General features: G+C 71.8%; 18 protein-coding genes. 10 read left to right on the plus strand and 8 right to left on the minus strand.

The window, feature by feature from the left end; all coding sequences use genetic code 11:
• Positions 1-47 precede the first annotated feature (47 nt).
• From AB0I81_RS00930 to AB0I81_RS00955, 6 genes are all read left to right on the plus strand, one after another.
• On the plus strand, positions 48-203 hold the full coding sequence (locus tag AB0I81_RS00930; RefSeq protein WP_360647701.1) for a hypothetical protein: 156 nt from the start codon (positions 48-50) through the stop codon (positions 201-203).
• Positions 200-1,489 (plus strand): ArsB/NhaD family transporter, encoded by a 1,290-nt coding sequence (locus AB0I81_RS00935; RefSeq protein ID WP_360647704.1) that lies wholly within the window; start codon positions 200-202, stop codon positions 1,487-1,489. Before AB0I81_RS00930 ends, AB0I81_RS00935 begins: the two co-directional genes overlap by 4 nt.
• Positions 1,490-1,635: 146 nt before the next feature.
• Entirely contained in the window at positions 1,636-2,133 is a 498-nt protein-coding gene (locus AB0I81_RS00940; protein WP_360647707.1) for a MarR family transcriptional regulator, read from the plus strand.
• Positions 2,130-3,347 carry a glycosyltransferase gene (locus AB0I81_RS00945; RefSeq protein ID WP_360647710.1) on the plus strand — a complete coding sequence of 406 codons (1,218 nt, stop codon included), beginning with the start codon at positions 2,130-2,132 and terminating at the stop codon, positions 3,345-3,347. The genes AB0I81_RS00940 and AB0I81_RS00945 overlap by 4 nt, the downstream gene beginning before the upstream one ends.
• Before the next feature lie 419 nt (positions 3,348-3,766).
• Entirely contained in the window at positions 3,767-4,666 is a 900-nt protein-coding gene (locus AB0I81_RS00950) for an ABC transporter ATP-binding protein (protein ID WP_360647713.1), read from the plus strand.
• Positions 4,663-6,255 carry an ABC transporter permease gene (locus AB0I81_RS00955; RefSeq protein ID WP_360647716.1) on the plus strand — a complete coding sequence of 531 codons (1,593 nt, stop codon included), beginning with the start codon at positions 4,663-4,665 and terminating at the stop codon, positions 6,253-6,255. The genes AB0I81_RS00950 and AB0I81_RS00955 overlap by 4 nt, the downstream gene beginning before the upstream one ends.
• 96 nt (positions 6,256-6,351) lie before the next feature.
• Here AB0I81_RS00955 and AB0I81_RS00960 read toward each other — a convergent pair whose 3' ends face one another.
• Positions 6,352-7,062 (minus strand): MarR family transcriptional regulator, encoded by a 711-nt coding sequence (locus AB0I81_RS00960; protein ID WP_360647719.1) that lies wholly within the window; start codon positions 7,060-7,062, stop codon positions 6,352-6,354.
• Between the two features lie 260 nt (positions 7,063-7,322).
• Between AB0I81_RS00960 and AB0I81_RS00965 the strand changes: the two genes are divergently transcribed.
• Positions 7,323-8,564 (plus strand): serine hydrolase domain-containing protein, encoded by a 1,242-nt coding sequence (locus AB0I81_RS00965; RefSeq protein ID WP_360647722.1) that lies wholly within the window; start codon positions 7,323-7,325, stop codon positions 8,562-8,564.
• Positions 8,565-8,608: 44 nt separating this feature from the next.
• Here the strand turns inward: AB0I81_RS00965 and AB0I81_RS00970 are convergent, their stop codons facing one another.
• The 4 genes from AB0I81_RS00970 to AB0I81_RS00985 form a co-directional block, all read right to left on the minus strand.
• Positions 8,609-9,796 (minus strand): ATP-binding protein, encoded by a 1,188-nt coding sequence (locus AB0I81_RS00970; protein WP_360647725.1) that lies wholly within the window; start codon positions 9,794-9,796, stop codon positions 8,609-8,611.
• Between the two features lie 28 nt (positions 9,797-9,824).
• Complete coding sequence (locus AB0I81_RS00975; protein WP_360647728.1) at positions 9,825-10,481, minus strand: response regulator transcription factor; 657 nt, start codon at positions 10,479-10,481, stop codon at positions 9,825-9,827.
• A 64-nt stretch (positions 10,482-10,545) separates the two neighbouring features.
• Positions 10,546-12,162, minus strand: coding sequence for a carboxylesterase family protein (locus AB0I81_RS00980; protein WP_360647731.1), 1,617 nt, complete (start codon positions 12,160-12,162; stop codon positions 10,546-10,548).
• 154 nt (positions 12,163-12,316) lie between these two features.
• A complete protein-coding gene (locus AB0I81_RS00985) occupies positions 12,317-12,475 on the minus strand; it encodes a hypothetical protein (RefSeq protein WP_360647734.1) in 159 nt (52 codons plus the stop codon).
• Positions 12,476-12,554: 79 nt separating this feature from the next.
• Between AB0I81_RS00985 and AB0I81_RS00990 the strand changes: the two genes are divergently transcribed.
• On the plus strand, positions 12,555-13,106 hold the full coding sequence (locus tag AB0I81_RS00990; RefSeq protein WP_360647737.1) for a WD40 repeat domain-containing protein: 552 nt from the start codon (positions 12,555-12,557) through the stop codon (positions 13,104-13,106).
• A gap of 279 nt (positions 13,107-13,385) precedes the next feature.
• On the opposite strand, the gene AB0I81_RS00995 is transcribed toward AB0I81_RS00990, so the two are convergent.
• Complete coding sequence (locus AB0I81_RS00995) at positions 13,386-14,645, minus strand: serine hydrolase domain-containing protein (protein WP_360647740.1); 1,260 nt, start codon at positions 14,643-14,645, stop codon at positions 13,386-13,388.
• A 198-nt stretch (positions 14,646-14,843) separates the two neighbouring features.
• On the opposite strand from AB0I81_RS00995, the gene AB0I81_RS01000 reads away from it, so the two are divergent.
• Together AB0I81_RS01000 and AB0I81_RS01005 are read left to right on the plus strand one after the other, a co-directional pair.
• Complete coding sequence (locus AB0I81_RS01000) at positions 14,844-15,530, plus strand: helix-turn-helix domain-containing protein (protein ID WP_360647743.1); 687 nt, start codon at positions 14,844-14,846, stop codon at positions 15,528-15,530.
• A gap of 629 nt (positions 15,531-16,159) precedes the next feature.
• Positions 16,160-19,804, plus strand: coding sequence for a hypothetical protein (locus AB0I81_RS01005; protein ID WP_360647746.1), 3,645 nt, complete (start codon positions 16,160-16,162; stop codon positions 19,802-19,804).
• Between the two features lie 80 nt (positions 19,805-19,884).
• On the opposite strand, the gene AB0I81_RS01010 is transcribed toward AB0I81_RS01005, so the two are convergent.
• On the minus strand, positions 19,885-22,725 hold the full coding sequence (locus AB0I81_RS01010) for a BTAD domain-containing putative transcriptional regulator (RefSeq protein ID WP_360647749.1): 2,841 nt from the start codon (positions 22,723-22,725) through the stop codon (positions 19,885-19,887).
• A 294-nt stretch (positions 22,726-23,019) separates the two neighbouring features.
• Complete coding sequence (locus tag AB0I81_RS01015; RefSeq protein ID WP_360647752.1) at positions 23,020-24,249, minus strand: serine hydrolase domain-containing protein; 1,230 nt, start codon at positions 24,247-24,249, stop codon at positions 23,020-23,022.
• Positions 24,250-24,763: the final 514 nt, after the last annotated feature.

A 24,763-nucleotide genomic window follows, 5' to 3' on the forward strand; every position in this document is an offset into this window, starting at 1 on the left:
AGTCTGGTCGGCAAGTCCTTTCCCGTTGGCCTGCGAAGGATGTGCCGGTGCGCGCCCGTGATCTGATGGTCGGCTTTCCCACCGTCTCCCTTGACGCCCCCGTGGCCGAGGCCGCGCGGTCGCCGGCCGCGGTGACGGTGCGGGTGCTGCCGGAGCGAGTGCTGCCGGAGCGAGTGCTGCCGGAGCGGGTGCTCGCGGCGTGAGCGTGTTGTCCTGGGTGAGCGTGGCGGTGTTCCTGGCCGCGTACGCGCTGATCGCCACCGAGAAGGTGCACCGTGTGGCCGCCGCCCTCGGCGGCGCCGGCATCATGCTGGCCATCCACGCCACCGGCGCCGAGGCGGCGTTCTTCTCCGAGCACGCCGGCATCGACTGGAACGTCATCTTCCTGCTGCTCGGCATGATGATCATCGTCGGCGTGCTGAAACAGACCGGCGTCTTCGAGTACCTGGCCATCTGGGCCGCCAAACGCGCCCGCGGCAGGCCGTTCCGGCTGATGGTGCTGCTGGTGCTGATCACCGCGGGCGCGTCGGCGCTGCTCGACAACGTCACCACCGTGCTGCTCATCGCGCCGGTGACGTTCCTGGTGTGCGAACGGCTCGCGGTCAACCCGATCCCCTTCCTCATCGCCGAGGCCATGGCGTCCAACATCGGCGGCGCCGCCACCCTGATCGGCGACCCGCCGAACATCATCATCGCCAGCCGCAGCGGCCTGAGCTTCAACGACTTCCTCATCCACATGGCGCCGATGGTCATCGTGCTGATGGCGGTGTTCGTCGGCCTGTGCCACCTGATGTTCGGCCGGGCGTTCCGGTACGACCCCGAACGGGCGGCCGAGGTCATGGCGCTGAACGAGCGCGAGGCCATCGCCGACCGCCGGCTGCTGTGGCAGTCGCTGGTCGTGCTGGCGCTGGTGCTGGCCGCGTTCGTGCTGCACCCGGTGCTGCACTACGAACCCTCGGTGGTCGCGCTGCTGGGCGCGGGCGTGCTGGTGGCCGCCACCCGGGTGACCACCGAGCAGGCCATCGCCGAGGTGGAGTGGCCCACGCTGGTGTTCTTCGCCGGCCTGTTCGTCATGGTCGGCGCCCTGGTGGAGACCGGCGTGATCGGCGAGCTGTCGCGGGCCGCCGTCGCCGCCACCGACGGACAGCTCGAAGTGACCACGATGGGGGTGCTCGGCATCTCGGCCGTCCTGTCCGCCGTCGTGGACAACATCCCCTACGTCGCCACGATGAGCCCGATCGTGGAGCAGCTCGTGCAGGCGGGCGGGAACGGCTCGGCGCAGGTGTTGTGGTGGGCGCTGGCCTTCGGCGCCGACCTGGGCGGCAACGCCACCGCCGTCGGCGCCGCCGCCAACGTGGTCGTGCTCGGCATCGCCGCCCGCAACGGCACGCCGATCAGCTTCTGGCAGTTCACCAAGTACGGTCTGATCGTCACCGTGGTCACGGTGGTACTCGTCGCCCCATACCTGTGGCTGCGCTACCTCATGTGACCGGGGACGACGGCCGGCGTTCCAACCGATGCCCCGGCGGCCGGGTGCGGCCAGTCCTACGGCGGTAAGCGCCAGGGCGGCGGGGTCTGGCTTGGCGCACTCTGGATTTGTTCGGATCTATCCGAACAATCCGATAGAGTCGATTTGTGAGCGTTGATGAGTTCGTGGAGGACGCGGGGCTCTTCTACGAGCGGCTCGGGCTGAGCCGCACGTCGGGCCGCGTCATGGGATGGCTGCTGACCGCCAGCCCCTCAGGCGCCTCAGGCGCCTCAGGCGCCTCAGGCGCCTCAGGCGCCTCAGGCGCCGACGCGCCGGAGCTGGCCGAGGCGCTGGCCGTGGCCAAGAGCAGCATGAGCGTCGCGCTGCGGCAGCTGGAGCAGGCGGGCCTCATCGAGCGGTTCCGGGTACGCGGCGGGCGGCGCGACCGCTACCGGCTGGCCGAGGACGTCTTCGCCCGCGCCTTCCGCGCGAAGATGAGCGAGTTCGAGAGCTTCCGGGCCCTGGCCGAGCAGGGGCTGCGCGCGGTGGGCGACGACCCGGAGCGCCGCCGGCGACTGGAACTCATGCGCGACATGTACGCCTTCATGATGGACCGCTTCCCCCGCCTGCTGGATGAGTGGGACGAACTCAAGGACCAGCGATGAAACCCTTACTGATCACCGTGGGCAGCCGCGGAGACGTCCAGCCCTACCTCGCCCTGGCCCACGGGCTGCTGGCCGCCGGGCACCGGCCCCTCCTGGCCGCACCCCGGCGCTTCGAGCCGCTCGCCACTGCCCGCGGAGTGGACTTCGCGCCGCTGAACGACGAGATGCTCGCGCTGCAGGACAAGGTTCAGGGGCAGGGCGTACGCGCCGCCATGACCGCCGCCCGCTCGGTCAAACCGATGCTCCGCCGCCTGCTGGACGACCAGGCCAAGCTCACCCACCACAAGGCCGACATGGTGATTTATCACCCCAAGTCCCTCGGCGGCCCCCACCTCGCCGAAAAGCTCGGCGTTCCGGCCCTGGCCGGGCTGCTGCTCCCGCTCTACCTGCCCACCGCCGCATTCCCCTCCCCCATCCTGCCGGTACGGGTGCCGCGCGCGCTCAACCGGGCGAGCTGGCGCATCTCCTCCGCCGTCGAGGCCCCCTACCGGGGCACGGTGCGGGACTGGCGGGCGGGGACCCTCGGCCTGCGCAGGGCGTTCCGGCCGGTGGCCGACCTGATCGAGGCGGGCGGCGTACTGCACGCCTGGAGCCCGCACCTGCTGCCGGCCCCCGCCGACTGGCCCGCCCAGGCGCGTCCCACCGGTTTCTGGACGATGCCCGCCGTCGACTGGACACCACCCGAACGACTGGCCCGCTTCCTGGACGACGGCGACCCGCCGATCTACGTCGGCTTCGGCAGCTCCCACAGCGGCGACCCGGAGTCACTGACCGCCACGGTCCTGGAGGCCGTCCGGCTGACCGGGCGGCGCGCCGTCCTGGCCACCGGCTGGGGTGCGCTGCGGCCGGGCACGGAGCCGGACGGCGTCCTGGTCATCGAGGAGGCTCCGCACGAGTGGCTGCTGCCGCGGACCGCGATCGCCGTGCACCACGGCGGCATCGGCACGGTGGCCGCCGCGCTGCGCGCCGGCGTTCCCCAGGTGGTCCGCCCGTTCGTCGGCGACCAGCCGTTCTGGGCCCGGCGCCTGCACCACCTCGGCGTCGCACCGGCCCCCGTCACCGGCCGCCTCACGCCCGACCGGCTGGCCGCCACGATCGAGGAGGCGGCCACGCTGGCACCGGCCGCCCACACTCTCGCCGCGGAAGTCCGCGCCGAGGACGGCGTCGCCACCACCGTCACCCGCATCACCCACGCGGACACAGCCCAGCCATAATGCCGGCCTCCGGCGCTTGGGATCGTTGCGACCCGCAGTGCCGGAGGACGAATCGACTCCGCCCCGAGGCAAGACGCTCAGCCCACGATGTCGATCGTACGCCCTGCTCCAGCCACCGCCCGGTGGTCTCGACGGTCTCATCGAACGGGGCGGCGGCCTCCGGGGTGCCGTCAAGGGAGGCTCGCGCCAGGTATTGGCGTACGCCGACGCCCGCCTCCAGGAGGACTCCCAACCCGGCCGCGTCGTCCAGCGCCTCGATGCCGCGCCGCCGCGCATCCCAATGGTCAGCCACCGGACAGGTACGGCACCCGTCAAGAAATGTCTGGCGGGGTGGTTCCGGCGCTGTTAACGTCGATCCTGGAGCGCCGGGAAGTCTGGTCGGCAACGTCATATCGGTTTCCGGCTTCAGGAGGCGCTCCATGGCGAGCAGTCCTGCCGTCCTCATCAGTGGCCTGACCAAGCGTTACGGCAAGGTCCGTGCGCTGGACGGGCTCGACCTGACCGTACGCACCGGCGAGGTGCACGGCTTCCTCGGCCCGAACGGCTCGGGCAAGACCACCACGTTGCGCATCCTGCTCGGGCTGCTGCGCGCCGACGCCGGGCACGCCGAACTGCTCGGCGGCGACCCGTGGCGGGACGCGGTCGAGCTGCACCGGCGGCTGGCGTACGTGCCGGGCGATGTCGTCCTGTGGCCCACGTTGTCCGGCGGCGAGGCCATCGACCTGCTCGGACGGTTGCGCGGCGGCCTCGACCCGCGCCGCAGGGCCGCCCTGCTGGACCGCTTCGACCTCGACCCCACCCGCAAGGGCCGCGCCTACTCCAAGGGCAACCGCCAGAAGGTGGCCCTGATCGCCGCCCTGTCATCCGACGTCGAACTGCTGCTGCTCGACGAGCCGACCTCCGGCCTGGACCCGCTCATGGAGGCGGCCTTCCGCCTGACCATCGCCGAGGAACGCGCCAAGGGCCGCACGGTCCTGCTGTCCAGCCATCTGCTGTCCGAGGTCGAGGCCCTGTGCGACCAGGTCACCATCATCCGGGACGGCCGCGCGGTCGAGACGGGCACGCTGGCCCGGCTGCGCCACCTGACCCGCACCTCCATCACCGCCGAACTGGACCGGATCCCCGGCGGCCGGGTCTTGGAAGGGCTGACGGGCGTGCACGACCTGGCCATCGACGGCGCCCGCATCAGCTTCCAGATCGACACCGACCAGCTCCAGAACGTCCTGCGTCTGCTGACCGACGCCGGCGTACGCGACCTGACCTGCCGTCCGGCCACCCTCGAAGAGCTGTTCCTGCGTCACTACCAGGTCGCGCCGTGACCGGCACCCTGACCCTGCTGCGGCTGGCGCTGCACCGCGACCGCGCCCTGCTGCCCGCCTGGATCGCCGTCATCACCGTCCTCATCGCCGCCAGTGCCTCGGCCATCGCCGAGCTGTACCCGCAGGCCGCCGAGCGCATCGCCCTCGGCGTGACCATCGGCTCCACCCCCGCCCTTCAGGCACTGACCGGCCCGGTCTTCGATTCCACGTCGGTCGGCGGGCTGACGGCCTGGCGCACCACCACGATGGCCGCGGTGCTGGCCGCGCTGATGAGCATCCTCGTGGTGACCCGGCACACCCGCGCCGAGGAGGAGGCCGGCCGGAGCGAGCTCATCGGCGCCTGCCCGGTCGGCCATCAGGCGATCCCCGCCTCGGCGGTGCTCGTCGCAGCGGGCGCGAACCTGCTGATCGGCACGCTGATCACGATCGGGCTGGCCGGGCAGGGCCTGCCGGTGGCGGGCGCGCTCGCCTTCGGCCTGGCGGTGGCCGGGACCGGGTGGGCGTTCACCGGCGTCGCGGTGTTCGCCGGCCAGCTGACCGCGCACGCCCGCACCGCCAACGCCATCGCGGTCGCCACGCTGGGCGCGGCCTTCCTGCTGCGCGCCCTCGGTGACGCGGCCCGGATCGAGCCGCTGTCGTGGTTGTCGCCGCTCGGCTGGGCGCAGCGCGTACGGGCCTTCGCCGGCGAGCGCTGGTGGGTGCTCGTCCTGTTCGCCGTGACCGGACTGGCCCTGGTCGGGGCGGCGGCCCTGCTGTCCGGGAGGCGCGACCTCGGCACCGGGCTGCTCGCGCCGCGATCGGGGCCGCGTGAGGCCGCCGCCTCCCTCGCCGGGCCGTTCGCGCTGGGCCTGCGGCTGCAACGGGGCAGCCTGGTGGGGTGGAGTGTGGCGTTCGCGATCGTGGGGTCGCTGTTCGGCGTGCTGGCCCGCAGCGTCGGCGACCTCGTACGCGACAACCCCCGGCTGGCCGAACTGCTGTCACTGATCGGCGGCGGTCCGAGCATGCTGACCGACACGTTCCTGGCGGCCGAGATGGGGCTGCTCGGCCTGGTCGCGGGCGGCTACGCCGTCCAGGCCACGTTGCGGCTGCAAGGCGAGGAGTCGGCGCTGCGGGCCGAGCCCGTGCTGGCCACGGCCGTGCCCCGCCGGCGCTGGGCGGCCAGTCACCTGGCCGTGGCGCTGGCCGGCAGCGCCACGATCCTCGCCGCGGGCGGACTGGCCGCCGGACTCGCGCACGGCCTGCGGATCGGCGAACCGGTCAAGCAGGCCGGGCGGCTGCTGGGCGCGGCCCTCGTCCAGGTGCCCGCCACGTGGACCTTGGCCGGGATCGCGATTCTGCTGTTCGGGCTGGCGCCCAGGCTGACCGCGCTCGCCTGGGCGGCGCTGCTCACCTTCGCCCTGCTCGCCCAGCTCGGCGAACTGCTGCGACTGGACGACCGGATCCGCAACCTGTCTCCCTTCGCCCATGTGCCCCAGCCCCTGACCGGACCGGTGGACGCGGGCCCGCTGCTGTGGCTCTGCGCCCTGACCGCGACGCTCGCCCTGACGGGCATCGCCGCCTTCCAGCGCCGTGACCTGCAAGGGAGCTGACGATGCTGCTGCTCTGCGCGCTGGGACCGCTCGTGCTCACGTACGCCGCGTGCTCGGCTCGGCACGGCTGGGCCCAGCGCATCCGCGGCCAACGGCTCAGCGGGCGACCTGGTCTTGCTGCCACTGCTCCATGACCTGTCCGAGGCTCGCGTTCACCAGGAGCAGGAACTCGGCGGCGTCGCCGAAGCGGGCGCCGGCCGGGGTCGCTGTCCCGAGGACCTGCGCCGCGCGCTGCGATGCCTCGGCCAGGGTCTCGTTCATCTGCAGGGCCGCGAGGGTGGAGCGGACCCAGAGGTCGTCGTCGACGACATAGCGTTCGCGGCGCCCGCCGGGCGTTCGTTCCCGTTTGAGGAGTCCCTGCTGTTCCAGGAGGGCGACGGTCTGCGAGATCGACGCGGGGCTGACGCGCAGCCGCTGGACCAGGTCGGCGGCGGTGAGGACACCTGAGTCGGTGACGTGCAGGCAAGCCAGCACCCTGGCCGCCATCCGGGGCATGCCCTGCTGTTCCAGGAGTGTGGCGAAGGTTTGGGTGATGTCCTGGACCGCCTGGGGGTCGCGTCCGTGGCTGCTGTCGCCGATCGGCGGCGCCGCGGGCTTGGCCTGCCGGCGCCGGCGGGCACGCTGCCGGGTGGCCTCCTGCGCCCGCTGGGCCCGGTAGTCGTCGGGGCCGCCGTTGCGGGCGACCTCCCGCATGATGGTCGAGCCGGGCCGTCCGAGACGGCGGCCGATCTCGGTGTATCCGAGCCCCTCGGCCAGCCCCGCAGCGATGTGCTGTCGATCCTCGTCGGTGAGTCTGTCTCCGGGCATCGGTGCTCGTCTCCCATTTGCCGGCGCGCGCGGGCTCCGGTGCCCGCCCTCCCGTCGCACAGTATGCAATCACTCGAAGTTCATTGCAACACAAGCCTTGATCATCCATTGCAATCAGCGCCATTTTCATTGCAATTTCGTCTTTGAACAGGCTTGTTTGCCTTCAATCTATGTTGACTCATTTATGAATGCAATGTACCGTCGCAGATGTTCAGCGATGCATGAACGAATGGCTTCAGAAACTGTCTGTAAGGAGATTCATGATGGGAATTGACGGCAAGGGCTTCACCGACGCGGGGCTGCGCCGGCTGCGTGAGGTGCTGGCACGGCATGTCGAGTCCCGGAAGATCCCCGGGCTGGTCGCCCTGGTCAGCCGGGGCGGGCAGACGCACGTGGAGACGATCGGCACGATGCGCCACGACGGCGGCGAGCCGATGAGCAGGGACACGATCTTCCGGATGGCCTCGACGTCCAAGCCGGTCGCCGCGTCGGCGACGATGGTCCTGGTGGATGAGTGCCGGCTGCGGCTGGACGACGCGGTGGAGCGGTGGCTGCCCGAGCTGGCCGACCGTCAGGTGCTCAACCGGCCCGACGGCCCGCTGGACGACACCGTGCCCGCGCGGCGGCCGATCACCGTACGGGACCTGCTGACCTCCACGACCGGTCTCGGACTGGACCTGGCGGCGAAGACCTCCCCGATCATGGGGGCGCTCTTCGAGCGGGGGGTCTACGGCCAGGAGGACGGCTGGCTGCTGCCGGGCGCGGACCCGGATGAGTGGATGCGCCGCCTGGGCACGCTCCCGCTGATGTACCAGCCCGGCGAGCGGTGGGTGTACAACCTCAGCGACGACCTGCTCGGCGTGCTGGTCGCCCGGGTCACCGGCCGGCCGTTCGAGACGTTCCTGCGCGAGCGCGTCTTCGAGCCGCTGGGCATGACCGACACCGGCTTCCACGTGCCCGCCGACAAGATCCACCGGTTCCCGCCGCTGTACGCCCCCGACTGGCAGACCGGCGCGTTCAACGTCGAGGACCCGGCCGAAGGCGGGCACCACAGCAGACCCCCGGCGTTCCCGTCCAGCGGCGGCGGGCTCGACTCCACCGCCGACGACTACCACGCCTACTTCCGCATGCTCCTCAACGGCGGCACGCACGACGGCCGGCGCATCCTGTCCCGGCCCGCCGTCGAGCTGATGACCACCAACCAGCTCCAGCCCGCGCAGCAGGCCGCCCGGCAGACCTGGGCCCGCGACAACGTCCACGTGGGCTACGGCCTCGGGCAGCACGGCAGCTGGGGCTTCGGCATGGCGGTGCGCACCTACCGCGGCGACTACGCGCCCATCGGCCAGTTCGGCTGGGACGGCGGATCCGGCACCACCACCTACGCCGACCCCGCCAACGACCTCGTCGGCATCCTGCTCACCCAGGTCGGCATGTCCACCCCCGACTCCGCGAACGCCATCAACGACTTCTGGACCACCCTCTACCAGGCGCTCGACGACTGACTCACTCCGACCAGGCTCCAGCCCGGCATCCGGCGGACCCGGCGTCACCGCCGCGCTCCGGTGGAGGCGGGAATGCTCGCGCCGACCGTGAAGCCGCCGTGGCCGTCGTCTCCCGCGTTGAAGGTGCCGCCGAGCAGGGTCACCCGGCGTTTCAGCCCGGTCAGGCCCATCCCGGTGCCGGCGCTGGTCAGCGCCGGGTCGGCGGCGCGCAGGGGCGGCGCGTTACGCACCTCGACCTCGGCCCGGTCGCCGGGATAGACGACGGTGACGGTGACCGGTGCGCCGGGGGCGTGCTTGCGGGCGTTGGTCAGCGACTCCTGCACCACCCGGTAAACGGCGCGGGCCACGACCGCGGGCACCGTGGCGGGATCGCCTTCGACGTTCAGGACCGCGCGGTCGGCGGCCGCCAGCGCCGCGAGGTCGCCGCCGGTGTCGTCATCGGGACGCTCGGCGGGCACCGGCCGGGCTCCTGTGGTCGTGACCCGCATGAGGTCGCGCAGCTCGGTGAGGGTACGCGTGCCGGCCCGCCGGATCTGCTCCGCCGCGGTACGGGCGTCGGAGTCGGCCGTGGTGACCCGCAGGGCGTCGGCGTGCAGGACGATCTCGGTGACGTGGTGGGTCACGATGTCGTGCAGGTCGGCCGCCAGGCGTTGCCGTTCGGCGCGTTCGGCCCGCTCGGCCAGCAGGGCGCGCTCGGAGTCGGCCAGTTCGGCTCGCTCGCGCAGCGACCGTACCAGCTCGCTTCTGACTTTCAGGTACAGGACGCCCAGGGCGGGGAGCGCGGTGGCCGACAGCGCCACGTACAACGAACCCCATGAGGGTGCCCAGATCGGGACGGCGGGCAGCGCCAGGACCGCGGCGAAGGCGAACGCCTGCCGCCAGGGCAGCACGAAGACGAGGAACGACACCACGAGCGGGGCCGCCACGGGCGCGAGCCGCGGCGCCATCACCTCGGGCGCCAGCGTGCCGCCGAGCGAGAGCGCCGTCGTGACCGCGACGGCCAGCGCTCCCACCGTGCGCGGGAAGCGGACCACCAGCGGCAGGGACGCGTCCAGCAGGAGGTTCGCGGCAAGCTCGGCGGCCGATCCGGGTCCGCGCGAGTGGGTGCCCGCCAGGTGCAGGACGATCTGGATGGCGGCGCACAACACGGCCGCGCCGAAGGCGGCCATGACCGTGATTCTGCGGTCGCCGGCGGTGAGTTCCGGCCGGGGGAAGCGTCGCGGTGCGTGCACGGTGGGGACCTCGGGAGGCGGGTCGGGCTCAGCGGGGCTCGTCGAGGAGTCCTGCTTGGTGGGCGAGCAGGGCGGCCTGGGTGCGGTGGGTGAGGCCGAGCTTGGCCAGCAGGCGGGAGACGTAGCTGCGGACGGTCGTCTCCGACAGGAACAGCCGCTGCGCGATCTCGGGGTTGGTGAGCCCCTCGCCGAGGCATGTGAGCACCTCGCGTTCGCGCCCGGCCAGCTCGGCCACCCGTGCCCGCGCGGTGTCGCGCCGTTCATCGCCTCGGGACGACTGCGCGAGCAGGCTTCGTGCCGCGCTCGGCGACATCACCACGTTGCCGTCGGCCGCCACCTTGACGAGGTTGATCAGGTCCTCGGCCGGGGTGGCCTTCACCAGGAATCCGGCGGCCCCCGCCGCCAGGGCGGCGAGCACGTCCTCGTCGGAGTCGAACGTCGTCAGCGCGACGACCGCGGGCGGCGCGGCCAGCGCCACGATCTCCTTCGTCGCGGTGATCCCGTCCACGCCGGGCATCCGCAGGTCCATCAGAACCACGTCCGGCCGCCGGCGCAGGACCTCCTCGACCGCTTCCGCTCCGTCGCGCGCCTCGCCCGCCACCTCGATCTCCGTACTGGAGCCGAGGATGGCCTTCAGATGCCGGCGGACCATCGGGTCGTCGTCGGCAAGCAGAACCCTGATCACGTGCGCCAAGTCTGACACAGCGCGCCGGTGCCCGGCCCGCGCGGGGCCGGGCACCGGCGCCTGGTCAGCCCGCGAGCCCGCGCCAGAAGGCGCACCGGTGCTCATCGCCGAGGTCGACCGGGCCGATGCCGCCCTGCCCCGCGGGCTTCAGGCTGAGCGCCGCCTGACCGGACGGTGTGAAGGCACGCCAGGCGGGTGCGCCGGCGGCCCGGGGCTTCCCGGTGTGGGCGAAGGACGTCCAGTAGCCGATCATCTGCCCGGCCAGCCGCCACTGCGCGGAGGTGAGCCCGTCCCAGGGCTTGCCGTCCAGGTCGAACAGGTACGGCAGGTCGCTGGCGTGCTGAGCGCCCAGCGGGAAGTCGGAGGGGGTGCCGAAGAGGTTCGGGGCCTTGGCGTCGGCGAACTCGTAGGCGTACACCGTGGTGCGGGCGGCCATCGCCTCGTCGCCCTCCAAGGTCGGGCAGGACCAGCCGCGGTCGCTGCTCACCGTCGCCCAGGCCTGGCCGGGCGAGGTGAAGTCGGTCAGCGGATATTCCCGCAGCACCTTGCCGGCCTGCTCGCCGAACGCGTCCTTCATCAGCCGCGGATAGTTCTCGGCGGTCACCGGGAACCCGGCCTGTGCGGCGCCGGCGACGTAGCCGGTGCTCTCACTCCTGGTGGCGCCGATGATCACCGGCACCCGCAGGAACTTACCCGTGCGCAGCGCCCGCCCCGGCTCCAGCGGCAGCAGCGGCGTGCCATGGGCGAGGTTGCTGCCGAAGCTCTCGTTGACCTTCAGCAGCTCGGAGACCGGCTTGGCCCGCAGGCAATCCAGCTCCTTGCCCGCCGCACAGCCGAGCTGCCCGGCCGCGGTCAGGCCGGCCTCCTGGCTGCTCTTCAGCGAAGGGGACACGCTCAGCGGACCCATGTCCGGGACCGGGATGTAGATGCCGGCCGGCCAGTTGAGCGTGCATGTCCCCGACTGCATGACGGCCTTGTCGACCAGGCCGCGCGTGGCCGGGGAGGTGAGCAGCGCGCAGGTGCTGATCCCGCCGGCGGACTGGCCGAACAACGTCACGTTGCCCGGGTCGCCGCCGAAGGCCGCGGCGTTGCGCCGCACCCATTTCAGCGCTTCGAGCTGGTCGGCCATCCCGAACGTGCCCGAGCCCGGCAGTCCCGGCAGCGCGAGGTAGCCGAACGCCCCGAGCCGGTAGTTGGGCCTCACCACGATCACGTCACCCTGGTCCGCCATCCGCCGGGCGCCGTACATGCTGCCTGAGCCGTCGAGGAAGCCGCCCCCGTGCAGCCACACCATCACCGGCAGCCGCTCGCGCGACGGCTTGGCCGGCGCGGTGACGTCGAGGAACAGGCAGTCCTCCCCGCCGACCTGCTTGCCCTTTTCCAGTTGCGTACATGGTCTGCCGGGCTTGGTGGCGTCGGCCACCCCACGCCACGGTACGACCCGCACCGGCTCCTTCCACCGCAACTCCCCCACCGGCGGCTGCGCGAAGCGGATCCCCGAGTACATCCTGACCGTGCCGTCGTCGGTGCCCCGGATCCGGCCCGAGTCCAGCTTCACGACCGGCGGCCGCGGCTCCGCTTGTGGCCGCGCGGCGGCCTCGGTGACGCACGCGGTCATCGTCAGGCAGGCGCCGGCGACCAGGGCGAGCATCCGCCGGATCGACGGTCTCGCCGTTGACATTCTTGCCATCATGCGGCCAGCTTCTTCTCAGTCCCGATCTCGCCGCGACGTGCGAACGTTGCGAACCGGCGATCGGTTGTTGCACGTGGGGCGACCAAAGACCCCCGGGCATGGGCGGTGGCGGGCACCCCTCCGTGGGAGTCGGCCATGAAGCTCAGCCGTTCCGCACCGAGGACCTCGCGCCGCGGGTCGGTGAGGTCGGGCGTGGCACGCTTGGGGCGTGGCCGTGCCGGCGGCGGTAGTAGTGCAGGGTCACCAGGGCGAGCAGGGGGCTCCAGGCGGCCAGCGGCCAGTACGTGACGTGGAAGATCACCGTCTGCCAGTGATCGCACCGTTCGCGCCACCGGCACCCTTCACCGGCAGCGGGGACGTGACATTGATGATCCTGTTCGGTGGGTTCGCCTTCGGCGGGCTCGGGGGCGCGCTGCTCGTGGGCGCGTGGTCCTATGGGCGGCGCGTGTCCATCCTGCGGCGAGCGGCTCTACGCCGCCGCCTCGGGCAAGCCGGTGGGTGAGTCGTTCGGCGGCACCGGCCAGGGCATCACCCTGACCGACGCGGTCTTCACGCGGGACGGCCGCTCGATCGCCGTCATGGACTCGGGCGGGCGCATGACCGTCTACGACGTGGCCACGCACCGCCGGACCGGGGAGGCGATCAGGGGCACCATCGGCGGGAACGCGGTCAGGTCGCCCCGCGAGGACGTCGTCGCGGCGAGCACCAGGGACGGCCGGGTGCAGCTCTTCGACCTGGCGCGGAAGGCGTCGCTGGGTGTGCTGGCCGACGGCAACCGGGACGGCGTGCAGGCCCTGGCCTTCGCCGCCGACGGCTCGAAGGTGCTGGTGCTGGACGCCGCGGGGACGCTGCACGAGCGACTCGTCGAGCCGGGCGCGGTGTCGGCGGCGGTGTGCGCACGCGCCGGAGCTCCGCTGAGCAGGACGGAGTAGGCGCGTTACATTACGGGCGCCCCATACCGCGCGACCTGCCCTTGACGCCTCCGTCACGTCGCCTGCCCGGCCTGCCGCTGACGCATGCCCCGGCCGACCCCGCCCAGGAAGCGTGGCTGCTGATCGCAGAGGTGTCGGCACTGCGCACCGGCCGGTGGATGACGACGGCCGCGGAACTCGGGCTGACCGCGGTGCAGGCGCGGGCGCTGGTCGCGGTGGATCCACACGCCCCGGACGGTGGCAGGCATCCCCTGGCCCACGGTGCTCGGCTCGATCTGCTCAGCCGGCCGTGTCGGCTGCCCCGGTCTGCCCGCCGCAGAACGCCGCCCTGACGAGCCCGTCCAGCAATGTCGGATAAGTGGTGAAGTCGAATTCGGCGTCGCCGGCGGTCAGCGAGGCCGTGAGGGTCCTGCCGCCGTCGGGCGTGCTGTACATCAGCGCCGCGTAGCCCCCCGGCGGGTTGCCGTTGTGGTTGAGAACGGTGCCGCAGGCCGGGCCGAGGTCCTGCACGAACACCCCGAGACCGTAGCGGCCGTAGAGGGGGTCGCTCTTCGCGTGCGGCTCGCGCATCTCGGCCAGCAGCCCGGCGGGCAGGAGCCTGCCGCCGTTCAGCGCGGAGAAGAACGTGTGCAGATCCTGGGTCGTCGAGATCATGTCACCGGCGCCGGCCACCAGGGACAGGTTCTGGCGGGAGACGTCGGCCACCTTCCACTGGCCCGCGTCGTCCTGATAGCGGAAGTAGCCGTGGGCGTACGGACTGGGCAGCCGCGTCCGATCGCCCGGCACCACGGTGCCCTTCAGGTCAAGCGGCCCCACGATCCGCCGCTTCAGCTCCGCGTCGAACGAGTGGCCGGTGACCTTCTCGATCAGCAGTCTGGCCAGCGTGTAGTTGGTGTTGGAGTAGCTCCAGTCCGTCCCCGGCGCGAAGTTCGCCGGCCTGGACAACGCGAACCGCACCAGCTCCTGCGGCCGGTAGGAGCGGAACCGGTTGTCCAGCCACTCCTTGCCCGTCGCGGGAAGCCCCGGAACCCATGCCCCGGCGGAGTCGCGGTCGCCGGTGTAGTTGAACAGACCGCTGGTGTGCTGCAGCAGCATCCGCACCGTGATCCGCCGGTCCAGCCCGAACTCGGGCAGGTAGCCGGCCACCGGGTCATCCAGCTTGATCTTGCCCTTGGCCACCAGCTGCAACACCACAGTCGCGTGGAAGGTCTTGGTGACGCTGCCCACCCAGAAATGCCCGTTCGCCGGCGGCTTCGCGCTGCTGCCCAGCTTGCGCGCCCCGGCGCTGCCGGCCCACTCGCCCCGCTCGTCGTGCACGCGCACCTGCACCCCGAGGAAACCGGCATCGACGAACCCTTGGATGGCCTTCTGCAGCTCCGGGCGTTCCTGCCCGGCGGCGGCCCTGGGCACGGCCACGCTGCTGTCCGCAGCGGCCCCGGCGGGTGTGAGCGACCCGGCCAGCAGCGCGGACGCCAGCGCCGTGACCGCCGCGCGCCGGAAGACCCTGTTGCTCTGGACGGTGTGGAGAGATTGACCCATGACCATTCCTCATTACGCGATAGTACGTGTCTCGTGCAGCTCGAAAGCTACGTTGCATTCAGACCATCGTCAATCCACAGAAGACCGCTTGCCCAGGTAAAAGGCGATAAATTGGAGCAATGACGCTGCTCTCAAACGCAACACCATGTTGCAATGAATGGCGGCTAAGGCAACACTGGCGGCATGCCAGGAGGACGATTGACCCAGCAGGATCGCCAGCGCATCGCGGCCGGACTCGCCGACGGACTCTCCTACCGCCAGATCGCCAGGCGGCTCGACCGGCCGGCCTCGACCATCACCCGGGAGATCGCCCGCAACGGCGGCCCCGCCGGCTACCGGCCGCAGCAGGCCTACCAAGCGACGCTCCGGCGCGCACGGCGCGGCACACCGGCGCCCCCGCCCGCCTCCACACCGCCGGTCGCCGCGATGGAACAGGAGATCATCGAGATGGCGGTCAGGGCGGGGATGCCGAGGACGGCCGCGCGCGTGCACCACGACCTGGCGCTGTCCGAGGACGGCAGGCGCACCGCGGCCGAACTGACCCGCAGACTGAACGTCAGCGCCGCCTCCGTCTCCGTGGCCGTGAACAACCTGGTCCAGGCGGGGTACGCGCGGCGCGAGCGCGATCCGCGGGGCCGGCGTGACATCTACGTGATCGACGACGACGCCTGGTACCGCTCCGTCCTGATCAGCAGGCACCAGACCCTTGAGACGGTACGGGCCACGATGTCGCTGGCCGAGGCCCACGGACTCGACGGCCCCGTCGGGCAACGGCTGGCCAAGACGGCGGCGTTCCTGGAACGCGTCAGCCTCGACATGATCGAGTCCGCCGACCGCTGGCGCCACCTCCTGACGCCCTCCGACCCCACCGAGGGCCGTTCTTGATACGGCCTCCAGCTGACGGGATCCCGTCCGATCATCTGAATCGGACGGGATCCCGTGTTTTCCGAGCCATCTCCGTGGACGCCGGATGTTCATGCACCAGGCCGCTTGCCCGGGCTCGGTCCGGCAACCACGAGCAGGCTGTGGGCGACTACACGGCGGTCGTCACCATTGAGCCGAGCGAGTCACGCGCCTGTTTCGAGGGCGCTGCCCTCCATCGGCACGTCGGGCGTTTGACCGAGGCACCCAACGACTACGACCGGGCCGCCCGGACGGCCCCCGCCCGTGGACGTCGAAGAACTGGACGGGGGCGTCCAGGTCTCCGTCCTGGTCGTCCGCCGCATCGCGGAACGCTCCCCTCTCGGCCGGCCCGGAGCCGGCCGCGACCGCGGCTGACAGGGCCGCCTTGACGGCCGGAAGGTCGTTGTCCTCGGCCTGGAGCCGGTCGCGCAGGGATCCCAGTACGTGAAATCTCATCATTTTCCCCCTCTTGTTGCGCTGGAGATCTAAGGTCTAAGGCGGCCCAGGGATGTCCGAAATAGCCCTCCGTGGGTTCACGGACAAAGCGGCGAAGACTCCGGACAACAAGAGGTGAGTGCACATTGGGGCGGCCCGAGCAGCCGGTAGATCCGTTGGCCGGTCCGGTCGAAAGGCTCGCCTGGGATTTACGCCGGCTCAGGGACGAGGCCGGTCGACCGAGCTACCGCGTACTCGCGGAGCGCGCGCATTTCTCGCGGAGCACCCTCGCCGAGGCGGCCACCGGGACGCGGCTGCCCACTCTTGAGGCGACACTGGCGTACGCCGTCGCCTGCGGTGGCGACCCCGCCGAATGGGAGCGGAAGTGGCAGCTGGTCGCGGCCGAACTCGAACGCTCGCAGCGCCGTTGCCCTTATCCCGGGCTGCTTCCGCTGGACGTCGACGCCGCCGACCTGTTCTTCGGCCGGGACGACCTTCTCGAGGTCCTGCTGAAGGCCGTGAAGCAGGGACCGCTGACGGTGGTCCGCGGGGCGACCGGCAGCGGCAAGTCCTCGTTGCTGCGGGCCGGGCTGGCCGCGCGGCTGAGCGCCGACGGAACCACCGTCAGGCTGCTCACTCCGGGCGCGCACCCCCTGTCCCGGTTGCACGCCTCCGACGCCCCCAACGCCGACGACGCCGACGTGGTGATCATCGACCAGTTCGAGGAGACGTTCACGCTCTGCGCCGACGAGCAGGAACGCGCCGGCTTCCTCGACGCGCTGAGCGAACTCGTCAGCGGTCAGGAGGGCCCGGCGCTGGTGATCGGGATCCGCACCGACTTCTACGAGCGCTGCATGTCGCATCCCGGCCTGGCCGCGTCCCTCCTCGACAGCGTTCACCTGCCGGTCGGCCCCATGTCCGAGCAGGAGCTGCGCGCCATCATCACCGAACCCGCCGCCCGGGCGGGACTGAGCGTGGACCCGGATCTGGTGGTCACCGTGGTGGCCGAGGCCGCCGAGCAGAAGGGGGCGCTCCCGATGGTCGCGCACGCGCTGCGCGAAACGTGGAGCAGGCAGCAGGGAGACACGCTGGAGCTGGCGGACTACCTGGCCGTGGGCGGCGTGTCCGGCGCGATCGCGCGGACCGCCGAGCACCTGTACGCCGACCTGGAAGCCGACCAGCAGCAGTTGCTCCGCGCCGTGCTGCTGCGCCTCGTCGCCCTGGGCTCGGGCGGCTCCGACACCCGCCGCGGTCTCGACCGGGACGAGCTCGCCGGCATCGGACCCGCCGGCGAACTGGACGCGGTCCTCGACAGGCTCGCCGCCGCCAGGCTCGTCGTCGTGGACCAGGACCTGGTCGACATCGCGCACGAAGCGCTCCTCACCGGCTGGCCCCGGCTGCGGGAATGGCTCACCGCCGACCGCGAGATCCTGCTGCGGCACCAGCGGCTCACGTCCGACGCCGCCGAGTGGGACCGCAACGGGCGCGGCGAGGACTACCTGTACCGCGGCACCCGCCTCGCCCACTGGGACGGCGAGGCGAGCTTCGTACCGCTGAACGAGCTGGAGCGCACGTTCCTGGCGGCCTGCCACTCGAGCGCGGCCGAGCGCGACCGGGCCCGCCGCCGGACCCGTCTCGCCTTCCGCGGGCTGCCGGTCGCCGCCGCCGCGGTCATCGTGCTGGCCGCGCTCGTCCTGGTCCAGGTGGCCAACAGGGACGTCGAGCGCGACCGCGCCACCTCGGTACGGCTGGCCGCGGAAGCACGCCGCCAGCTCCAGCAGGACCCGGCGCTGGCGTTGCTGCTGGCGATCGAGGCGTACGAGGCGGAGCCCACTCCGGAGGCCGACCTCGTGCTCCGCCAGGCCACCGCGGACTCCCGGCTGCGCGGCTCCACCCCGGCCGGCCTGCGCAGGGTCGCAGGGGCGACGGCCACCCCGGACGGCCGGAAGATCGCGATCTGGGGCGCCGGGGCGGGCCCGGCGAGCCTGGAGATCTGGAGTCTGGACGGCGCCGCGCCGCGCCGGGCCGGCCATGCGCTCCAGGCGGACAAAACGGACGGCATCCTGAGCGCCGCGTTCAGCCAGGACGGCCGGCGGCTCGTCACCGGAGGCTCCGGAGGAGAACTGGTGCGGTGGGACCTGGAGTCGGACGGCCCGCCGGTGGTTCTGGGGACCGTTGACGGCAGCGTCCACGGCGTCAGCGTCAGCCGGGACGGCACGGTGGCGAGCGCGCACAAGGACGGCGTGCGCATCTGGAAGCCGGGAGACTCCGAGCCCGTCAAGCTCAGTGTCCCCGGCCGCGCGGTCATGAGCGTCTCGTTCAGCCCCACCGGCCGGCTGCTGGCCACCGGGGGCCACGGGTCGCCGCTGCGGCTGTGGGACATGACCGGGGACCGGCCCGTCCCGCAGCGCACGGCCGCGCGCGGCGAGCCGGAGCAGGTGGCCGTCAGCCCGGGCGGCCCCTGGGTCGCGACCGTCGAAGGCGACGTTCCCCGTGTCTGGGACGCGACGGAGGAGCCGGCCGGCGACTGGATCCCGCAGATCGAGCTGACCGGCCACGCCCCGAAGCTGAACGGCCTGGTGTTCACGGCGGACGGGGATCGCATCGCGACCTACGGCGCCGACGGCGTGATCCGCGTCTGGACGACGGGCAGCGACGCCGACCCGCTGGTGTTGCGCAGCCCGAAGGGGAACCCGCTCGGAGCGGCGTTCACCCCCGATGGGAGGTCATTGGTCAGCGTCGACGCGGACGGCGCCCTGCGGACGTGGGACGTCACGGCGGGCGACCCGTCACCGAGCCAGGGCAGGCCCGTGGCGCTCAGCGCCGACACCAGCACGGTGGCGGTCAGCGCGGGGCCGGACTCACTCATCACCCCGCGGGACGTCCGCATCAAGACATGGCGCGGTACGACCTCCGCCGAGGTGCACGGCCCGCGCGATGCCGGTTACCGCGTCGCGCTGAGCCCCGACGGCCGGCGGATGGCGGGCGTCGGCCGGTCCGGGACCCTGAGCCTGTGGGACCTCACCACCGCCGGCGCGCCGGTCACCGCACCCGCGCCCTTCCGCGGCCTCCCGCTGGGCCTGGAGTTCAGCGCCGACGGAAAGCGGATCGTGGCGGGCGCCTTCGACACCGAACCGCAGGTGTGGCAGATCTCCCCGTCCGGCGGGCTGACGGCGCTCACCGGCTGGCAGGCCCGGCCCACGGGCCGCGCCGACGGCGACGTGGCACTCAGCCCGGACGGCGGGAAGCTGGCCGATGCCCGTGACGACCACACCGTCGTCGTCTGGGACCTGACCGACAAGAGCGAGCCGAAGATCCTTCGCGGCCATGTGGAGGACATCACGGGCCTCGCCTTCAGCCCGGACGGGCTGCGGCTGGCCGCCGCCGCCGCGGACGGCGCCATCCGGCTCTGGGACATCGAAGGTCAGGGCGAGCCCGTGGCCGTGCTGCACGGCGCCGAGAACACCGTCCGAAAGGTGCGGTTCAGCCCTGACGGCGCCTGGCTGGTCACCAACGAACCCGCGGGCCACCTGCGGCTCTGGCGGGCGACAGGCGGCGGCGAACCGCTGGAGTTGACCGGCTGGGGCGCGAGCGGCAATCTCGCGTCGTTCAGCCCCGACGGCAGGCGGATCGTCAGGGGATTGAGCCCGCAGATCTTCCTCGGCCGCTCGCTGACGACCGGTCTTGGGCTCAGCCTCGTCCGGACCCGCTCCTGCGAGGTGTGCGGCCCGGCCGAGACGGTGCTCGAACTGGCCAGATCGCGCCGTACCCGCGAGATGACCGCGGAAGAACGCCGCAGCCATCTCGGCCCGAACCCCTGACCTGCACCGTTGCCCCATTCCGGCCGTCTGCCGAGCGAAGCAGGCGGCGCAGGTCGCGAAGCCGTTGCACCGGGTCGGGCCTAGCGGGCTCCCGCGCTCAAGTGCTTGACGGGCTCGGGAGCTTGAGGGAGGTCCTGGGCGAGCAGGACCTCCAGCTCCTCCTCGGTGAGGAGATGGAGGTCACACAGAATCCGGGCCGACTGGTGCCAGCGCTGCCGCGCCTCGTCCCGCCGTCCCAGATCGTGCAGGGTGTCGCCGAGCCCCCACAGCGTGCCGGCTTCCAGCGCGCGGGCACCGGCCCTGTGGTGCAGGTGGGCCGCCCTCCTGTAGCCGGCCTCGGCCTCGGCGAGCCTGCCGGCGCGCCGGTAGGCATCGGCCAGCGTGTCGGTCGCCGTACCCTCGCCGTAGGGATTGTCGAACTCCGCCCAGATCTCCAGGCTTCGCCGGCCGGCGTCGATCGCGTCGTCCAGCCGGCCCATTCTGATCAGCACCGCGGCCCGGCCGTTGAGGATCATCGCCTGGTAGTCGCGCAGGCCACTGGCCGTCGCTGCCGCCGTCGCCTCGTCCTGGGCGGCGAGCGCGTCGTCGAACCGCCCCAGCTTGCCGTAGGTCGTGCCGAGATTGTGCAGGGCGCCCGCCTTGCGCAGGGGCAGACCCGCACGATCCCAGCACGCGAGGGCACGTTCGAACTGCTCGACCGCGGGCTCGAAGCGACCCTGGTTCTTGTGGATGATGCCCAGATGGTTGTGCCCGCGGGCCTGGGCCGCCCAGTCACCGGTCCTGGCGGCCACCCGCAAGGCGTGGTGATGGATCTCGGTCAGATCGGCGAGCCAGCCCCGGTGACTGAAGGGTCTGTTGAGACTGACGGCGAGGCCTTCCACCGTGCCGAAATCGTCGCCGCGGCCGGTGGCCTGCCGGGCGACGGCGATGAGGTTGTCGCGCTCCAGCTCGATCCAGTCGATCGCCTCCTGCGGTGTGTCCAGGCGAAGGCCCGGCTGGTCGGCGCGGAGATCTCTGACGATGGGCGAGGTGGGATCGAGCAGCAGGCTGGCCGTTCTGGCCGTGGCGAGGTAATGGTGCAACGCGCGGCGGGTCGCGGCCACCCGATCGTTCTCCTGGATGATGCCGTCCGCTTGTTCGCGGGCGTAGAGGCGTACGAGGTCGTGCATCCGGTAGCGGCCCGGCCCCGCCGATTCGAGCAGCCGGGCATCCAGGAGGCGGTCCAGCGCGTCCGCCACCATGTGCTCGGGCCGATCGGCCAGGGTGGTGGTGGCCGCCGGGGTGTGGGTGGGCGTGTCGAGCAGGCCGAGCAGGGCGAACAGGTGGGCGGCGTCCTGGCCGGCGGGCTCCTCCTTGAGGTGATGGAGACTGACGGCGATGCCGGCGCGTACGGCCAGGTCGGCATGCTCCAGCGTGTCCAGGCGGCGGGTGGCGTCGGCGAGCCGGTCGGCGAGGTAGGACAACGTCCAGTCGGGGCGGGCGGCCAGACGTGCCGCCGCGATGCGCAGGGCGAGGGGCAGACCCCCGCAGAGCCGGACGATCCGCCCGGCGGCCTCCGGCTCGGCGTGAACCCGGCCGGGGCCGGCGATCCGGGCCAGCAGCGCGGTGGAGTCGGACGGGTCGAGCTCGGGCAGGTTCAGCTGGCTCGTACCGTCGAGTGAGGTGAGAACCTGACGGCTGGTGATGACGACCGCGCACCCCGGCCCGGCGGGAATGAGCGGGCGGATCTGGCGGGTGTCGAAGGCGTTGTCGAGGATGAGCAGCACCTGCCGCGCCGAGGTGAGGGATCGGTAGCGGGCCGCCGCCTCGTCCACCGTGGTCGGCACGGCGGAGCCGTCCAGGCCGAGCGAGCGTAAGAGGCGGCCGAGCGCCTCAAGCGGCGACAGCGGCCGGAGCCCTTCGGTGGCGCCGTGCAGGTCGATGTAGAGAACACCGTCGGCGTAGCGGTCGGCGACGGCGTGCGCCAGGTGTACGGCAAGCGCGGATTTGCCGATCCCGCCGGGACCGCCGATGGCGACGATCGCCGGCGTACCGGCTTCCGGGGTGGTGAGGGCCTTGTCGAGCCAGGCGAGCTCGACATCGCGGGCGGTGAAGGCGCGGGTGTCGGCGGGCAGCTCGGCAGGGGCGACGGCCTCGCCCAGCGTGGCATCCTGCGCCGGAGAGGTCAGGTCGAGGACGGGATCGTGAGCGAGCACCGCCTGCTGGAGCCGGCGCAGCTCGGCACTCGGCTCGATGCCGAGCTCCTGGATCATGACGCGGCGGGTCTCCTGGTAGACCGCGAGCGCTTCCGACGACCGTCCGGCGCGATACAGCGCCAGCATCAGCTGCGCGTGCGGCCTTTCCCGCAGCGGGTGCGCCTCGATGTGGCCGGTCAGATCCGGGATCACCGCATGGTGATCACCCGCCGCCATCCGCAGATCGACGTGATCCTCCAGAGCGGCGAGACGTTCCTCCGTCAGACGGATGGCCTCGATCTGGGCCCACTCCGCCGACATGCCCGCCAGGGCCTCTCCCCGCCACAGGGCCAGAGCCTGCCGGAACGACCTGTCCGCCGCGACGATCTCTCCCTTGGCCCGGCCGGCACGCGCTTCGCGCACCAGCCTCATGAACAGGTGGGCATCGACGTGATCAGGCGGCAGGTCCAGGCAGTATCCACCCGGCGCGGTCACGATGACCTCGTCGAGCGCCCGAGGCGCGAGGAACTCGCGCAGCTTCGACACCACGATGTGGAGCTGCTTCGGCGCCGTCGCCGCCCGGCTCTCCCCCCACACGTCCGTGAGGAGCTGGTCAGTCGTGACCACCCGGCCGGCGCTCGACGCCAGCCGGGTCAGCAGGCCGACCCGGCGGCTGCCGGTCAGCGGCAACACGTCGCCGCCTGCCGTCAGCTCCCACGGGCCCAAGATCTTGATCCCCAGTCCCATCGCACAACCCTCCGTAGGCAGGACCAGCCTTTCATCGGTCATTGACCGTTACCTGTGGGAGGGCCTCCTTGGTGATCTCCTGAGCGGTAGGTGATGAATTTACCGGATTTTTCATCCGTAGGTTCCGGGTTCGAGCCCCGGGAGCCCCACCACTCTGACCTGCGGGTCCACCCATCCCGTCCGCCCGGCGGGGAGACCGGGCGATCCCCGGCAACGCCTGATGACCGGCGGTGGCCGGCCGGTCATCAGGCCGGGCGTCAACTCGCCCGCAGGAAGGCCGGGAGAACCGTTCCCTCAGCCACCCCCGCCGCCGCCACCGGGCGCGCCTCCGGTGACCGCCTGTACTTCCCGCCCGCTCAGCTCCTGCAGCGCCACGCCATCGCCGTTGCCGAGGATGACACCGACCCAGCCGGTGTACGGGTAGATGTTCCAGCTGGCGCCGACACCAGGGTTGGCGCCGGCGCGCCCGTGCACCCACTGACCGCTGACGATGCGGACCGGCATCTGGTAAGCCCCGAACGACTGCGGCATGTGAGGGGACTTGGCCGCGGTGAGCACGTCGGCGTAGGGCCGTTCCAGCACCGTGCCGTCGCTCAGCGCACGCGCGAACCGGACCAGATCCGGTGCGGTGGCGAAGCCGCCGTCCCCGGGGGCGTCGATGAAGCCGCGGCCCGGGTTCTTGCCCGGCGTGGACGGGTTCGAGCTGCTCTTGTCCAGGTTGCGGACCGCGTCCACCACGCTGCCGTCGGCCAACGTCATGTACGGGTGCGCGATATGCGCATCGGTGAGCCACTGCGGCCTGGTGAAGAACGCCGAGCCGGTCATGCCGCAGCGCTTGAAGATGTTCTCCTCGACGTAGTCCCAGTACGTCTTGCCGGTCACCGCCTGCACGATCAGCGCCGGGATGACGATCTCGGCGCCGGCGTGGCCGGTGGGGGTGCCGACGGGTGCCGCCAGCTTGGAATGGCGGGCCCACTGCCCGTAGAACTCCTGCACCTCCTCCCTGCTCTGGAAGATGCGTTGCACGTCCTCATCCGGGCTCTCCATCCCGGAGATGTTGGCGAGCATGTGGTGGATGGTCACCTGCTCGGCGATGTCCTTGGTGAAGCCCGTCAGGTACGTGCCGACCGTGTCCGACAACTTCAGCTTGCCCTGCTGCGCCAGCTGCAAGACGGCCACCGCCTGGAACGGCTTGCCCGCCGAGCTGAGGCTGAACGCGATGTCCTCGCTGTTGGCGATCCCCTTCTCCTTGTCGGCCATGCCATAGCTGCGCGACAACACCGTCCGGCCCTTGTGCGACAGCAGCACCACGCCGGAGAACTTGCCCGCGGCGGCCAGCTGCGCCACGTATTTGTCGTAGGCCCCGCCGGGCAGAGTGTCCGGCGGGATGTCGGAGTCCGTGTCACCGCCGCCGGCTCTCGCCGTGACCGCGGCGCCCAGCATCGGCACGGTCGCGGCGGCACCGGCCGCCACGGCGGCGCCCCGCAACAGCGAACGCCGGTCCCATACTCCGTCAAAAGCCACGTCTTCTCCCTTTCGTGATCGCCTTCACGGCGACTTTCCGTCCAGCGGACGGTCGCGGCGCCTCAGACCTGCTCGGCTTGCCCTGCCTGATGAGGGCGACGCCGGAGCCATCCCGGCATGAACCCGATGCGGGCGGCCGGATCGGCAACCCTGAAGCCGGTCCCGCCCACCTGGCCGGCCGGCGCGTCCTGCCTCGGCCGGCTCGTCCCGATCAACAACACTCGCGGCACGCCCCGGGGCTCGCCGCGCGCTCCGTAACCCGTCCGCTTGTCAGCCCGTCCACTGTCGACCGGCTTTGTTTCCGCCACGTCCGCGCCATGTCTTGGTTGTGTCTCAGTTGCGCGCCGGCCGGCTGATCCTCGCGACCCGCGCGCACCCTGCACAGGCGGTGTCCTGCTTACGGATCATGTTGCGACAAGCCGTCCGCCGTGGACGTATCGCGGGCATATCGAAAACCCCATACGTCACGGCAACAGTCATCCGTCTTCAGTGGAGCCATGGACCACAGCGCATC

The sequence above is a fragment of the Nonomuraea sp. NPDC050404 genome, assembly GCF_040655495.1.
Classification (GTDB): domain Bacteria; phylum Actinomycetota; class Actinomycetes; order Streptosporangiales; family Streptosporangiaceae; genus Nonomuraea.

Bases quoted from the DNA above. Each gene is read 5' to 3' on its own strand.
- AB0I81_RS00945 (WP_360647710.1), top strand. From the start codon at position 2,130: ATGAAACCCTTACTGATCACCGTGGGCAGCCGCGGAGACGTCCAGCCC.
- AB0I81_RS00950 (WP_360647713.1), top strand. From the start codon at position 3,767: ATGGCGAGCAGTCCTGCCGTCCTCATCAGTGGCCTGACCAAGCGTTAC.
- AB0I81_RS00960 (WP_360647719.1), bottom strand. From the start codon at position 7,062: ATGCCCGGAGACAGACTCACCGACGAGGATCGACAGCACATCGCTGCG.
- AB0I81_RS00965 (WP_360647722.1), top strand. From the start codon at position 7,323: ATGATGGGAATTGACGGCAAGGGCTTCACCGACGCGGGGCTGCGCCGG.
- AB0I81_RS00980 (WP_360647731.1), bottom strand. From the start codon at position 12,162: ATGTCAACGGCGAGACCGTCGATCCGGCGGATGCTCGCCCTGGTCGCC.
- AB0I81_RS00995 (WP_360647740.1), bottom strand. From the start codon at position 14,645: ATGGGTCAATCTCTCCACACCGTCCAGAGCAACAGGGTCTTCCGGCGC.
- AB0I81_RS01010 (WP_360647749.1), bottom strand. From the start codon at position 22,725: ATGGGACTGGGGATCAAGATCTTGGGCCCGTGGGAGCTGACGGCAGGC.